9 protein-coding genes are annotated in these 16,237 nt (G+C 38.0%); 7 read left to right on the top strand and 2 right to left on the bottom strand.

Annotation, left to right across the window (positions count from 1 at the left end; translation table 11 throughout):
* Positions 1–31: 31 nt before the first annotated feature.
* Together PQ459_16065 and dusB are read right to left on the bottom strand one after the other, a co-directional pair.
* A complete protein-coding gene (locus PQ459_16065; GenBank protein ID WDF46404.1) occupies positions 32–1,657 on the bottom strand; it encodes a M1 family metallopeptidase in 1,626 nt (541 codons plus the stop codon).
* A gap of 188 nt (positions 1,658–1,845) precedes the next feature.
* Positions 1,846–2,835, bottom strand: a complete 990-nt coding sequence (gene dusB, locus PQ459_16060; GenBank protein ID WDF48736.1) for a tRNA dihydrouridine synthase DusB — start codon at positions 2,833–2,835, stop codon at positions 1,846–1,848.
* A gap of 191 nt (positions 2,836–3,026) precedes the next feature.
* Between dusB and PQ459_16055 the strand changes: the two genes are divergently transcribed.
* From PQ459_16055 to PQ459_16025, 7 genes are all read left to right on the top strand, one after another.
* Positions 3,027–3,812, top strand: coding sequence for a T9SS type A sorting domain-containing protein (locus PQ459_16055; GenBank protein WDF46403.1), 786 nt, complete (start codon positions 3,027–3,029; stop codon positions 3,810–3,812).
* Positions 3,813–3,908: 96 nt separating this feature from the next.
* The gene (locus tag PQ459_16050; protein ID WDF46402.1) at positions 3,909–4,286 is read left to right on the top strand and encodes a cytochrome C; all 378 of its coding nucleotides are present in this window, start codon (positions 3,909–3,911) and stop codon (positions 4,284–4,286) included.
* A gap of 96 nt (positions 4,287–4,382) precedes the next feature.
* Positions 4,383–6,521 (top strand): glucoamylase family protein, encoded by a 2,139-nt coding sequence (locus PQ459_16045; GenBank protein ID WDF46401.1) that lies wholly within the window; start codon positions 4,383–4,385, stop codon positions 6,519–6,521.
* Entirely contained in the window at positions 6,521–7,444 is a 924-nt protein-coding gene (gene rlmF / locus PQ459_16040) for a 23S rRNA (adenine(1618)-N(6))-methyltransferase RlmF (protein WDF46400.1), read from the top strand. The genes PQ459_16045 and rlmF overlap by 1 nt, the downstream gene beginning before the upstream one ends.
* A 412-nt stretch (positions 7,445–7,856) precedes the next feature.
* Positions 7,857–9,557, top strand: coding sequence for a lysine--tRNA ligase (gene lysS, locus PQ459_16035; protein WDF46399.1), 1,701 nt, complete (start codon positions 7,857–7,859; stop codon positions 9,555–9,557).
* Between the two features lie 531 nt (positions 9,558–10,088).
* The gene (gene gltB / locus PQ459_16030; protein WDF46398.1) at positions 10,089–14,621 is read left to right on the top strand and encodes a glutamate synthase large subunit; all 4,533 of its coding nucleotides are present in this window, start codon (positions 10,089–10,091) and stop codon (positions 14,619–14,621) included.
* Complete coding sequence (locus PQ459_16025) at positions 14,621–16,045, top strand: glutamate synthase subunit beta (protein ID WDF46397.1); 1,425 nt, start codon at positions 14,621–14,623, stop codon at positions 16,043–16,045. Before gltB ends, PQ459_16025 begins: the two co-directional genes overlap by 1 nt.
* The last annotated feature ends 192 nt before the right edge of the window (positions 16,046–16,237 follow it).

Genomic DNA, 16,237 nt, shown 5'->3' with positions numbered 1-16,237 from the left:
AATGGTTTTAATTAAATATTTTGATGATCGATTACTTGTTGTAAAAGATATAGTAATTTTTGTTGAATTCAACCGGCTTGTCAGATTTTAAAGTGACAGTCTGTGATTTTTCCGTTGGTTTCAGCTCCTGTCCGTCTTCCAGTCTGATTGGGAATTTCAAATTCGGAATCACGTTGGTCCATTTGTAAGTCAGTTGATTTCCGTTTTGTTTATATTCCAAAGTTGGGATTTTCACAGTTCTCAAATATTGATTAAAAATGGAAGACAAATCGATTCCGGATTTATCAATAAAATATTTTTCAACCTGTTCTGTGGTCACCGTTTGATGATAAAAATCTTTATTAAGTCCTCTTAGAATTTGTCTGAACTTCTCGTCATCATTAATAACTGTACGGATTGTATGAAGCATATTCGCACCTTTAAAGTACATATCGCCGCTGCCTTCATTTCTCACACCGTACTGTCCGATGATTGGCTTGTCATTTTGGATTTTGTCTCTCAAGCCTTGCAAGTATGTATCAGCATCAGCTTTTCCCCAAAGACTTTCGACATAGAGTGTTTCGGAATAGTCTGTGAAAGCCTCGTGAACCCACATATCAGCCTGATCTTTCGCTGTTATATTATTGGCAAACCATTCGTGTCCTGACTCATGAATGATAATGTAATCGAATCTCATCCCAATTCCTGTTCCCGAAATATCACTTCCAAGATATCCGTTCCCATAATGATTTCCATAAGCTACATTACTCTGATGCTCCATTCCTAGATGCGGCGACTCTACCAATTTGTAAGAGTCTTCGTAAAAAGGATACGGCCCGAACCAGTGTTCAAAAGATTTCATCATTGGCTTCACTTGTTCGAATTGTTTCTTTGCTTTGTCTAGATTATAATCCAAAACCCAGTAATCCAAGTCCAGTTTTCCTTTCTCACCAGCATAGTTGTCTTTGAAATTGACATATTTTCCGATAGAAGGGATGATAGAATAAGCATTAATGGGATTTTTTGTCTCCCACGTCCACGCTTTTTTATCGCCAATATTTTCTTCTTTAATTAATCTTCCACCAGCAATTCCTACAAGATCTTTCGCGGTAATTATTTTGAATGTAATTCCATTATCCGGTTCGTCACTCCAAATATCTTTCGTCGGCAACCAGATGCTTGCACCAATTCCTTCGTCCGCAATGGTCATCCACGGATTTCCGTTTTTGTCTTTGGTAAAGATCCATCCGCCATCCCAGGGTGCACGTTTTGCAATCACAGGATTTCCGGAAAAGTCGATATCAATCACAAATTTTTCTCCTTTCTTAAAACTTCTTTTTGTGTGAAGATATATAAAATCACCATCAACTCTTTGCTCTACAATTGGAAAGTTTGCTTTGATTTTTTCTGCCTTCATTGGATTTTGAAGGTCGATTTGAAAAGTAGGATTGGTTACATTTTTTTCAATTTCGATACTGATTTTGTTGCTTCCTTTGATGCTTTTTTTATCAAAGTCGGCTTCAAGAACGATGTCGTATTTTTTCACGTCCCAAAAGTTTCTGAATTTGGTATTAGAACCTTTTAAGGAATCCGTTTTGGTAAATTTCTCCGGCGATTCGAAGAACTGAGCTTTGGAGAACCCCATTGCCAAAACAGAGACAAGAATTAGTTTTTTCATTTTTATTTTTTTGAGATTTAATAAGTTGATGGCGAACTGCTAAAAGTTACAGAAATTCCGATAAAATATTTTTTCTAATTTAATAGAATTTTAACCACAAAGGACACAGGGTTTTTCATAAAGTGCACGAAATCAAAATTAATTGTGAACTTCGTGAAAATCTTCGTGTCCTTTGTGGTTAAAGAAAATTAGAATGCATTTTCCAAATAGAAATGCTTGGTCTCCTCGATGATCTCATCAATTTGTTCAAGTGTCAATGCTTGAAGAAACTTAGTTTTAAATTCTTTGAAATGCGGAATTCCACGGAAGTAGTTGCTGTAATGCTGTCTCATTTCCACAATTCCGGGTCGTTCGCCTTTCCATTCCACGGACCAAAGGGCGTGATTTTTCACAGCTTCCAGTCTTTCGGAAATCGTTGGTTCCGGTAAGATCTCGCCAGTCTCGAAGAAATGTTTCACCTCATTGAAGATCCACGGATAGCCGATCGCACCACGACCGATCATAATGCCGTCGCAGTTGTATTTGTTTTTATATTCCAAAGCTTTTTCCGGAGAATCGATGTCGCCGTTTCCAAAGATCGGAATTTCTATGTTTGGATTGTTTTTGATTCTGGAGATATGTTCCCAATCAGCCTCACCTTTGTACATCTGAGAACGCGTTCTGGCGTGGATGGTCAAAGCTTTGATGCCGACATCCTGTAATCTTTCGGCTACTTCATCAATGTTGATGGAATCTGTGTCCCAACCCAATCTGGTTTTCACGGTCACAGGCAAATGGGTGGAATTCACCACGGCTTTTGTCAATCGAACCATTAGATCAATGTCTTTTAAAACACCTGCGCCTGCACCTTTGCAGACTACTTTTTTTACAGGACAGCCATAATTGATATCAACAATATCCGGTTCCACAGTTTCCACAATTCTTGCCGACATTGCCATTGCTTCCTCATCACCACCAAAGATTTGAATCCCGACAGGTCTTTCATAATCGAAGATATCCAGCTTTTTGCGGCTCTTTATCGCATCACGGATCAAGCCTTCCGAAGAAATGAATTCTGAATACATCAAATCTGCGCCGTGCATTTTGCACAGTTTTCTGAAAGGTGGATCACTTACATCTTCCATCGGCGCCAGTAAAAGCGGAAAATCAGGAAGTTCTATGTTGCCAATTTTTACCATTCTGCAAAGATAATGATTCATTTTTGTTTGAACATTTTCATTATTATGTTATTAAGTAAATAATAGTATGTTGCTTTTGTTAAATTTTATTCATATTAATATCTAAAATTAAGTTTATTTTGCTTTAAATTGCTAAATTCGTTCTTTATTTAATAAAGAGAATTAAAATAACCATAAAACAAAATCTTATTATGAAGAAAAACTACTTATTCATTATTTTTCTCTTTACTCAAAGCATTTTTTATTCTCAAATTCTTCTAGTCGAGAATTTCACATCAGGAATTCCAACTACCAATTGGGAAATCAAGGATCTTGATGGTGATGGTTTTTCTTGGGAGTTTTCAAAAAACGTCAATCCCTTTCCGGATGGTTTCGCTGTGTCATCATCCAAATCATCAACATTACAATTAAAAACAAACGATGTCATGGTCAGTCCGGTTCTTTATCCTGTAAGTGGTCATATCGCCGTCAGTTTTAAAATTGGAAATAATGGGGTCAACAGCAACAAATCGCATTGTGCAGTATATCTCATTCCTGCGAATTCTATATTTACAGGGTCTGAATATCCTATTTTTGATGAGGTTATAAGCAATGATTATTCACAGGATTTTAAGTTTGTAGAATCTGTTGTCAATAATCACAACTATCCTTTTAAGGTAGTTTTCAGACACTACAGCGAGGAGGTTAACAAAACTTATGAATTGAAATTGGATGAAATTATGGTACATGATTATTCGCTTTCTGGAACTAACGAAACTGAGATTGAAAAAATTAAAATATATCCAAATCCAGTCGTTGATGTAGTAACAATCAAGGGGAAAAATAAAATAGATAAAATAGAAATTTATGATGTTACTGGAAAGTTGATATTAGAAAGTAGGGGAAGTGTGGCAGATTTGTCCAAATTTTCTAAAGGCGAATATTTTATGAATATCCATACAAACAACAAAATTATTAGTCAAAAAATATTAAAATAAAAACGATTAGTATTTTAGTTCTATATCAAACTATAAAGTAATTTAAAATCAATCTTAATTCCTTAATTAATAACTTTGTCATTATAATAGAAAACTATGAGAAAGGTAATGTTAATGATGATTTTTGCAATCTTATTGTCTTGTTCCAAAAACGAAAACTCAGGCAACAAAGATGTTATTGTTGAGGAAGAAGTGCCAGAACCAAAAGTGGTTGCAGACCCGATCGCAGAAGGGAAATCTTTGATAGAAGGTTCTGATTGTCTCGGCTGTCACAAAGTAAACGAAACCTTGATTGGTCCGTCTTATAAGGAGGTTGCAGCAAAATATGAGAACACGCCTGAAAATGTAGAGCTGCTTGCAGATCAGATCATTAATGGAAGTTCTGGCGTTTGGGGAAATGTTCCGATGCCTGCGCACGGATTCAGCAAGGAAAATGCGAAATTTATGGCGCAATATATTTTATCTTTAAAGTAGAATTTGAAATCAATAAAAAAAATAAGGACAGTTTTCAGCTGTCTTTTTTTATGTCTCATTTCGAGATTTTGATTAACTTTAAGAAAATTACATTTTATGAAAATTATTTTTAAATCGCTTCTTTTTGTTTCTGCCTCAATTTTCGCTCAGGAACATCAATACGATTATACTTTGTTCACAAACAGCCTGATGAAGGACAATTTCTTTTATGGAAATGTGAAATCTTCTGGAAATTCTTCTGTCAAAAATCAGAATTCCAAATTATTGGTAGATAAAAATGAATTCCATTCTCCGGGAAATTCTCTTTTGTTGGATTACAAAAATGCAAAAAACGGAAAGTGGGAAGCGTCGATAGAATATGAGGAAGTCAGAGGAAAAGATTTTTTCAACAAAGGTAATTTTCTAAGTTTTTGGATCAAATCAGAAAAAAGCGATTCCAATGTGTTACCAATTTTAAAACTTCAAAAAACAGACGGAACTTTCTCCAAACCCATCAATTTCAAATTGACCAAAAAGAATCAATGGGAACATATTCTAATTGATATTTCAAACCTTGATGCTTCTGTGAAAGACAATCCAAAATTAATAAAATCCCTCGTTTTCTCTCAATCCGAAAATTCTGAATCAAACAATAAAATCTGGCTGGATGATATTGCCTTCATCGATTCAAAAGAAAAGAAAAGCATTTCTGAAACGCCTACGATTTCATCAGCTAAAGGCTATATGAAACACGTTGACCTGAAATGGAATCCACTAACAAATGACAATATCCGATATGTCAAAATCTACCGCTCCGAAAATGGTAAAGAGTTCAAACCAGTCGGAATCCAGGATGCCTACATTGATAGATTTGCAGATTTCACCAACGAAACCGGAAAGAAATATGCCTACAAAATCAGTTTCCTCGACAAGCTTTTCAATGAATCAAAATTGTCAGAATTTGTCTCTACTGAAACCAAAAATATGACCGATGAAGAACTGATGACGATGGTTCAGGAAGCCTCATTCAATTATTATTGGGACGGCGCAGAAACCGGAAGTGGACTTTCAAAAGAAAACACAAACGGAAGAGAAAATATGATTGCAACTGGCGCCTCAGGATTTGGCGTGATGGCTTTGATTGCAGGAACGGAGCGTGGATTTATTTCAAGAAAAGAATCAGTGGAGCGTTTTACAAAAATCGTCAACTTCATAGAGAAAGCCGACAAATACCACGGCGCAATCGCCCATTTCATCGACGGAAAAACGGGAAAGACAGAACCTTTTTTTGGAACTAAAGATAATGGAGCTGATTTGGTGGAAACGTCATTCTTTGTTCAGGGATTATTGGTAGCGCATCAATATTTTAACAAAGACAACGCCGAGGAAAAAAACATTAGAACAAAAATCGACAAATTCTGGAAAGGCATCGAGTGGGATTGGTTCCGCCAAAAACCTGACAGCAAATATCTCTACTGGCACTGGTCACCAGACCAAGGTTGGATTATCAATCATAACTTGATTGGCTGGAACGAAACGATGGTCACTTATCTAATGGCAATCGCTTCTCCAACGCATTCTGTGCCTGCAAGTCTATATTATTCCGGCTGGGCAAGTCAGGACAAAATTGCGCAGGATTACAGAAAAGACTGGGGGAATTCCAACGAGGGCGCAATGTACACCAATGGGAATTCCTACTACGGAATCAAGTTGGATGTTGGTGTCAACAATGGTGGACCATTGTTTTTTGTGCATTATTCATTTATGGGCTACGACCCGCACGCTTTGACGGACAGGTACACCAACTATTTCAAGAACAATCAGAACATTGCCAAAATTAATTATCTATATTGCGTCGAAAATCCGAAAAAACAGAAAGGTTACGGCAAAGATGGTTGGGGCTTGACTGCTTCTGACGGTCCAAAAGGTTACAATCCAGATGAACCAACAGAAAGAGAAGATACAGGAAAGTTGACGCCAACCGGAGCAATCGCCTCTTTTCCTTATACACCAACCGAATCTATGGCGGTTTTAAAGAATTTCTACCTCAATTACGGCGATTTCCTTTGGGGCGAATATGGATTCCGGGATTCATTTGATTTGAACAACAATTGGTGTTCGCCTATCTTTTTGGGACTGAATCAAGCGCCAATGACCGTGATGATAGAAAATCACAGAACCGGTTTGATTTGGAATCTATTTATGAGCCACCCAGATGTAAAAACCGGAATCCAAAAATTAGAGAAAGAAAAATAATGACTGAAAAATCCAGCCTCCATCCCAGAAACATCCACCGCAATTCCTACGATTTCGAAGAATTGATTGTCTCAGTTCCCGAACTCAAACATTACGTTTTCAAAAACGATTACGATACGTTGACGATTAATTTCAGTCTTCCACAAGCCGTGAAATTACTCAACAAAGCTTTGCTTTTGAAATATTACAATGTCAAAAATTGGGATATTCCAGAAGGTAATCTTTGTCCGCCGATTCCTGGTCGTGCGGATTACGTTCATTATTTGGCGGATTTATTAGCAGAAGAAAATGGCGAAATTCCAGCTGGAAATTCAGTGAAAGGTTTGGATATTGGAACCGGTGCCAATCTCGTTTATCCTTTGATTGCCAATAGTTCATACGGTTGGAAAATCTTGGGAACAGATATTAATAAAGATTCGTTGGAAAACGCTCAAAAAATTTTAGACAGCAATTCTGAATTATCAGAAAATATTCATTTGAAATTCCAACCAGATTCTAATTTTATCTTTAAAAATATATTGTCATCCGAAGACAAATTCGCATTCTCGATGTGCAATCCTCCTTTCCACGAATCTGCAGAAGACGCAATGCAAGGCAATCGCAGAAAAACCAAAAATCTCAGAAACAACAAAGTTCAAAAACCGATTCTCAACTTCGGCGGAAACCAATCCGAACTTTGGTGCGAAGGGGGCGAGGAAGCTTTCATCAAGAAAATGATAAACGAAAGTGTCCAGTTCAAGTCTCAGGTTTTGTGGTTCACGACTTTGGTTTCTAAGAAAGACAATCTCCACCAACTTACAACTTTGCTGAAAAACCTGAATGTCCCAGATTTCAAAACCATCGATATGGCACAAGGTCAGAAAATCAGCCGGATTTTGGCTTGGACATTTGTCCCGAAAGAAAGTAGGAGAGATTGGTTTTAGAATTATTTGGGCAGCTTTATCCGCCTTCCGTTCCCAATCTTTTTGCCATCGCATTTCCAGCCGCAAAAAAGGATTTCCACTCAAGTCGGGCTGCAGATTCAACATATAATCGAAAGTTAAAATAAACTTCACGATTTGTCATTCCGCAGGAAACCTAACGAAGTGGTTCGGCGAAGTCAATGTCAGCGGTCTAGATTCCTACGGAATGACAAATTTGTTATAAATCTTTGATGAGTTTTACGTCTTTTTGAACCTTAAAAATGTTTTCAATAATTTAAAAAAAAACTTAGCGGACTCTGCGTTCAAAAAATCGCAAAAGCTTTCTTTTGTGTCTTTTGTGGTTCATCCAAAATTTAACTTCCATAAACATTTTAAAATCACTATTTTTGCAATTCCAAAAAATTGAATTAAAATGTCATTATCAGAACAGGAAATTATCCGTCGCGAAAAATTGCAAAAACTGACCGACCTGGGAATCGATGCGTTCCCGGCCGCTGAATACAAAATCACCGATTCCACGAATTCTATAAAACAGGATTTCCAAGAAGGGAAAAAGGTGGTGATTGCTGGAAGATTGATGTCCAGAAGAATTCAGGGAAAGGCGAGTTTTGCAGAATTGCAGGATTCCGAAGGCAAGATCCAGGTTTACTTTAACCGAGACGAGATCTGTACTGGTGAAGACAAAACTTTATACAACGAGGTTTACAAACATCTTCTAGACATCGGTGACATCATCGGCGTGGAAGGTGAATTGTTCAACACGCAAGTTGGCGAGATGACCGTGAAGGTGACGAATTTTCAAATCTTGACCAAAACACTTCGTCCGCTTCCTCAGCCAAGAACTGATGAAAATGGAGTAGTGCACGATGCTTTCAATGACGCTGAATTGCGTTACAGACAGCGTTATGTCGATCTGATCGTAAATCCTCAAGTGAAAGAGATTTTCGTAAAAAGAACAAAATTGTTCAATGCGATGAGAACTTTCTTCAATGATGCTGGTTATTTCGAGGTAGAAACACCAATTCTTCAATCGATACCTGGTGGTGCTGCGGCAAGACCTTTTATCACACATCACAACGCTTTGGATATTCCATTATATCTTAGAATTGCAAACGAATTATATTTGAAAAGATTGATCGTTGGTGGATTTGACGGTGTTTATGAATTCTCGAAAAACTTCAGAAATGAAGGAATGGACAGAACCCACAACCCGGAATTTACCGCAATGGAAATCTATGTGGCGTACAAAGATTACAACTGGATGATGGATTTCACCGAGAAATTGTTGGAATTCTGTGCCACTTCTGTGAATGGCGCTTCGGAATCTACTTTCGGAGAACATACCATCAGCTGGAAAGCGCCTTATCCAAGAGTTTCTATGACAGAAGCCATCTTGAAATATACAGGTTTCGACATCACTGGAAAATCTGAGCAAGAATTATTCGATTTCGCCAGATCTATCGGAATCGACGTGAATGAAACAATGGGTAAAGGAAAATTGATTGACGAGATCTTCGGCGAGAAATGTGAAGGCAACTTCATCCAGCCAACGTTTATTACAGATTATCCAGTAGAAATGTCGCCTTTGACCAAAAAACACAGAACACAAGAAGGTTTGACCGAGCGTTTCGAATTGATGGTTTGCGGGAAAGAAATTGCAAACGCTTATTCTGAGCTTAATGACCCGATTGACCAAAGGGAACGTTTCGAAGAACAATTGAAATTAGCCGAAAAAGGTGATGATGAAGCAACAGGTTTCATAGACGAAGATTTCCTAAGAGCTTTGGAGTACGGAATGCCACCAACATCTGGATTAGGAATCGGAATGGACAGATTGATCATGTTCCTGACCAATAATCCCTCCATTCAGGAAGTTCTTTTCTTCCCTCAAATGAGACCAGAGAAAGTGGTTCCAAAAGTGGAGTTGGGAGAGGATGAAAAAGTAATTCTGGAAATCCTTAATTCTCAGGAAGAACCTTTAGAACTTAATGAAGTTAAAAACCGTTCTCAATTGTCCGGAAAGAAATGGGACAAAGCATCGAAAACTTTAACTAAAAATAATTTGGTAAAAGTTGATAAGATTGATGAGGTTTTGTGGATGAAATTAGTTTAATGATTTCTTAATAATATTAACGACCCTGCTTATAAGAGTGGGGTTTTTTATTGATTTAATATGGATTTGTTAATATGTGTATTGAATTATTAATTTTGTACGTTTTCAAAAAAAAATTGTATTCCGTTAGAATTTTTAGTTTTTTAAACTTCTACCACTTAAAATATATAGTAATTTTATAAATAAATTAAATTTTAAAAATTTTTACTTGATATTTATATAGGGTAAGTTTGGATAAAATTCATTTTTGAAATTATGGTCAATCTAAAGAGTTTCTATCTGAATTATTTTAATTAAAATGAATGTTTTTTTACTTAATGTATTGATTGTCAATAACTTAAATATTTTTAATATTAATTTAATTTTAACAAATAATTACCCAATATTAATTTAATGTAAACCATTGATAAAATTTATATTATTTTATTGATTTTAATTCTAATTATGAGTTATATAGTTGTTGAATTGGTAATTTAAAATCATTTTTCTTTCTTTTTTCATTAAATTTGGTTGTATCCAAAAAGAATGAAGATGAAAAGAGCCAAGGAAATTTCTCAAAATTCAAATCCCAAAAACCAAGGACTTTATTTACCCGAAACAGAATTCGATTCCTGCGGAGTCGGTTTTGTTGCTAATATTAAAGGTGTCAAAAGTTTCAAGATCGTCAGCGACGCCATTACGATGCTCGAAAATATGGAACATCGTGGCGCAACAGGTTATGAAAGTAATACGGGTGACGGTGCCGGAATCCAATTGCAAATTCCGCACGAGTTACTCTACGATGAAGCTCTAAATTACGGAATCGACCTTCCGGAGCCGGGTCATTACGGACTCGGAATGCTTTTCTTTCCACAGAACAATTTCATCAGACAAGAGTGCAAAGAGATCATTGAGCAATCTGCTGAGAAATTAGGACTTAAGATCTTGGGTTATCGTCCTGTTCCTGTAAACAATTTGGATCTCGGTGCTCTGGCGAAAAGCGTGGAGCCTGTAATGGAAATGCTTTTTGTTGAACGTCCTTACGATACGGAAACGGAAAAAGATTTGGAAAGAAAACTATTTGTTTTCAAGAATTATATTTCACATCAGATTATGAGTGTGACCAGCAATGATCCCATTGGTTTCTATGTCGCTTCATTCTCTTGCAAAAAATTGATATATAAAGGACAGTTGCGTTCTGTCCAGATCCGAAATTATTTCAAAGATCTCACGGATGCGAGACTTCGTTCCGCTTTTGGAATGGTACATTCCCGTTTTGCCACAAACACAAATCCAACTTGGAGTTTAGCGCAACCTTTCCGTTTTTTAGCGCATAATGGCGAGATCAATACAATTGGCGGAAACCTCAATTGGCTTCGGTCTTCCGAAAAAACTTTCGAAAGTCCCAATTTCACGGCGCAGGAAATGGATATGATCTTGCCGATCACAAAACCGGGACAATCCGACTCTTCTTATCTGGACAATATGGTGGAGTTGCTTTATCATTCAGGGCGGTCACTTCCGCATACGATGATGATGTTGATTCCGGAAGCTTGGGATGGTCACGACCAAATGGATTCTTACAAAAAAGATTTCTACGAATTCCACGCCTGTATGATGGAACCTTGGGATGGTCCGGCTTCCATTTCATTTACCGATGGCGATATCATCGGTGCAACGCTTGATAGAAATGGACTTCGCCCTTCAAGGTATTGCGTGACGTCGGATGACCGCGTAATTATGGCATCTGAGTCTGGCGCTTTGCCGGTCGACCCTCAAAAAGTCATCAAGCGAGGTCGTCTTCAGCCTGGAAAAATGTTCTTGGTTGATATGAAAAAAGGCGAAATTATAAGTGATGAGGAATTAAAGAAAGAAATCTGTACTTCACAACCATACCGAGATTGGTTGGATAAAATGAATATCAATATCAATGAATTACCAAGTCCGAAAATCCGTTTCAATAAATTACAGTCAGAAGATATTTTCAAATATCAAAAAGCGTTCGGGTATTCTAGAGAAGATTTGGATGTCATTATCAAAGAAATGGCGGAACTTGGAAAAGAACCGATTGGCTCTATGGGTTTTGATTCGCCCTTGGCTGTTTTGAGTGAAAAGCCACAACATTTAAGTTCTTATTTCAAACAATTATTTGCTCAGGTTACAAATCCGCCAATCGACCCAATCCGTGAAAAATTGGTAATGTCTCTCACCACGATTATCGGTGGAAGCGGGAATCTTTTGCAAGAGGATAAAAATTTTGCCCATTCTATAAAACTTGATAATCCAATTCTTAATAATGAACAACTAGAAAAACTTCGAAGTGTTGATACAGGGAAATTCCAGTCGAAAACGATTTATACTTATTTCAAGTCTGACGGAAAAGATGGAAATCTTAGAAAAGCGATTGACCGGATTTGCCGTTACGCGACAGATGCGGTAGATGACGGTTTTGAGGTGATTGTGCTTTCCGACCGTTCGATGGATTCTGGTCATGCAACGATTCCTTCACTTTTGGCTTGTTCGGCTGTTCATCACCATTTGATTCGGAAAGGTGTTCGCAGAAAAGTGGGTTTGGTGATGGAAGTTGGCGATGTCTGGGAAGTTCATCATTTTGCGTCTTTGCTGGGATTTGGCGCTACGGCTATCAATCCTTATCTCGCTCTGGCAAGCATCAGAGAGATGTTTCATAAAAATGAATTTGGTGAAGAAGCTAACCTAGACCAATTAAAAAACAATTATAAAAAAGCAGTCGGCGATGGATTGTTGAAGATATTTTCCAAAATGGGAATTTCGACTTTGCAATCCTATCACGGCGCGCAGATTTTCGAAATCATTGGGATTGATAAAACCGTCGTCAACACTTGCTTTACAGGCGCGATTTCCAGAATCAACGGTGTTGGTTTTGACGAAATCGCCAAAGAAGCTTTAGTCAAACATTTCAATGCGTTCGGAACAAAACTCCCACAAAAAGTATTGGAACCAGGCGGAATCTATCAATGGAAACCAGAAAATGAGTATCATCAATTCAATCCGCAATCTGTTCATCTATTGCAACAGGCAACTTGGAATGACCGTTATGATTTATTCAAAAAATATTCAAGAAACGTCAATCAATTATCCGAGAAAGCTTCTCTACTAAGAGGTTTGATGGATTTTAAAAATGACCGAGAAGCGATTTCAATTGATGAAGTTGAACCTTTGGAAAATATTCTAAAACGTTTTGCAACAGGCGCAATGTCTTTCGGTTCAATTTCCTGGGAAGCGCATACAACACTCGCGATTGCGATGAATAGAATCGGCGCGAAAAGTAATACAGGCGAAGGTGGCGAAGATGATAATCGCTATACGCTTAATGAGAATGGAGATAACTTACGTTCCTCAATTAAACAAGTTGCTTCTGGAAGATTTGGAGTGACAGCGAGATATTTAGCGGAAGCAGAAGAGATTCAAATCAAAATGGCGCAAGGTGCAAAACCTGGCGAAGGCGGACAATTGCCAGGATTCAAGGTGGATGAATGGATTGGAAAAACCCGACATTCCACTCCAGGCGTTGGTTTGATTTCTCCGCCACCGCATCACGACATTTACTCGATTGAGGATTTGGCGCAATTGATTTTTGATTTGAAGAATGCCAATCGCCACGCAAGAATTTCAGTTAAATTGGTTTCAAAAGCCGGAGTAGGAACGATTGCTTCCGGTGTTGCAAAAGCAAAAGCGGACCATATCTTGATTTCTGGTTATGATGGCGGAACCGGCGCTTCTCCTTTGAGTTCAACAAGGCACACAGGTTTGCCTTGGGAATTGGGATTGGCGGAAACGCAACAGACTTTAATTAAAAATAAACTTCGTCAGCGTGTCACTGTTCAAGTTGATGGTCAAGTAAAAACCGGACGTGATATCGTCATCGCCACTTTGCTTGGTGCAGAAGAATGGGGAATTTCCACGTCTGCATTAATTGTGGAAGGTTGTATTTTGATGCGAAAATGTCATCTCAATACTTGTCCGGTTGGTATCGCAACTCAGAATGAAGAACTTCGGAAAAAGTTTAAAGGGAAACCAGAACATTTGGTCAGCTATTTCACTTTTCTGGCGATGGAAGTTAGAGAAATAATGGCGAGTTTAGGTTTCAGAAGAATTGACGAAATGGTCGGGCAATCGCAATGTTTGACCACGAAAAAAGATATCTCATTCTGGAAACATAAAAATATTGATTTGAGTCCGATTCTTTTCAAACCTGAAACTGATTTACCAATCATTAAAAATGAAACTCAAGACCACGGCATCGATGATTCACTTTCGTGGAAAATGTTGGAGGTTTCAAAGTTAGCGATTGAAGAAAATCGAACTACTGAAGCTTATTTTAGTATTAAAAATACAGACAGGACGGTCGGAACGATTCTCTCTCACGAATTGACTAAAAAATATCATTCAGAAGGAATGCCTGAAGACTCTTTGAAATTCAATTTTAAGGGAACTGCCGGACAGAGTTTTGGAGCGTTTTGTAATAAAGGAATCACGATGATTCTGGAAGGCGATGCCAATGATTATTTCGGGAAAGGACTTTCAGGAGCTAAACTGGCGATTTATCACGATAAAGAATCTGTCATTAAAGCTCACGAAAATAGCATCATCGGAAATGTCGCTTTATACGGCGCAACTTCGGGGAAAATCTTTGTTTCGGGAATGGCGGGTGAACGTTTTGCGGTCCGGAATTCCGGTGCAACTGCAGTTGTAGAAGGCGTCGGCGACCACGGTTGTGAATATATGACGGGCGGAACGGTGTTGATTCTTGGTGGCGTCGGAAGAAATTTCGGAGCGGGAATGAGTGGCGGAATTGCCTATGTGTGGGATATTGAACGGTCTTTGGAAGAGAATTTCAATCCTGATATGGCAAACCTAGAAGAGATTACGGAAGATGATAAATCGATTATTAATGATTTGATTAAAGAACATTTCGAAATGACGAATAGTGAACTGGCTTCCTATCTTTTAAGTGACTTCGAAAATAATTTGAAACACATCATCAAAGTTTATCCCCGAGATTATAAAAAAGCGATTGAAAATAAAATAAATGAATTGAAATAATGGGAAAAGCAGACGGATTTTTATTATACGATAGAGAATTGCCGAAGAAACTTCCTGTAGAAGAAAGGATTCAGCATTATAAAGAATTTTACAAACCGATTTCCGAGGATTATCTTCACAAACAATCGTCGCGCTGTATGAGTTGTGGCGTTCCGTTTTGCCAAAGTGGCTGTCCGCTGGGGAATATGATTCCGGAATTCAATGAAACGGTTTATAAGGAACAATGGGAAAAGGCGTATCAATTATTGATTTCAACTAACAATTTCCCTGAATTTACGGGAAGAATTTGTCCTGCGCCTTGTGAAGGAGCGTGTGTTTTGGGAATCAATAGTTTGCCGGTTGCGATTGAGGAAGTTGAAAAAAACATCATCGAGATTGCTTTTGAAAAAGGTTTTGCGAAACCAATTATTCCAAAATTCAGAACGGATAAGAAAGTGGCGGTTGTTGGCTCTGGGCCAGCTGGTTTAGCGTCGGCATATCAATTAAATCAAATGGGACATCAGGTTACGGTTTTTGAACGTGACCCTGAAATTGGTGGATTGCTAAGGTTTGGAATTCCGGATTTCAAGCTAGATAAAAATATCGTGGAACGCCGGATTCAATGGATGAAGGAAGAAGGGATTGAATTTAAAACCAATGTCAATGTCGGTGTCAATTATTCTGTAGAAGAACTTAATCGGAATTTTGATGCTGTAGTTTTGGCGTTAGGAAGTACAGTTCCAAGGGAATTGATGATTCCGAATCGTGATGCAAAGGGTGTTCATTTCGCGATGGATTATCTTTCTCAAAGTAACAAAAAAGTCAGTGGAATTTCATTTAATGAAAACGATATTGATGCAAAAGGTAAGAAAGTCGTCGTGATTGGCGGTGGTGATACGGGGTCAGATTGTATTGGAACTTCAAATCGTCAAGGTGCGGATGTCGTGTATCAAATCTATTACAAACCGATGCAACCAACCGAGCGCGACGAAACGATGCCTTGGCCGACAATGCCGATGACTTTGCATATCACGTCGTCTCACGAGGAAGGCGTTGACAGGAAATGGTCTGTCAATTCCAAAGAATTTGTGAAAGATGAAAACGGAAATCTGACCGGAATCCGATTGGTAGAAGCGGAATGGACAAAAGATGCCGACGGAAAATGGAATCTCTATACGGAAAAACCAAATTCAGAATTTGTCATTGATTGTGATCTGGCTTTCATAGCTTTGGGCTACACGCACGTCGAGCACAAAGGTTTGGTGGAGGATTTGGATATCAACCTCGACCCGAAAGGAAATCTCATCGGAAATGATAAGGAATTCAAAACCAATCAGACAAAATATTTCTCTTGTGGCGATGCGAGAAAAGGGCAAAGTTTGGTGGTTTGGGCAATTGCGGAAGGAAGAAAATGTGCGCAGAAGGTGGATGAGTTTTTGGGTTAATAGAACTGTTTATAATATGTTAATTTTATTAGTCGGGCTTTTTGAGCTCGATTTTTTTGTTAGATAAGTAAAGCTTCCCTGTTAAAAACTTCTCCTTTCTGCTTCAATTTAATACTTTCATATCTCGAAAAAAATCACGATATTTGTAAGCATTTTAACAAAATAATTTAACAAATTAAAAAGAAATATTCT

Source organism: Chryseobacterium sp. KACC 21268 (assembly GCA_028736075.1).
GTDB lineage: Bacteria > Bacteroidota > Bacteroidia > Flavobacteriales > Weeksellaceae > Epilithonimonas.
Note: the sequence above shows the minus strand (reverse complement) of the source record. Positions and strands in the feature narration are given on the sequence as shown.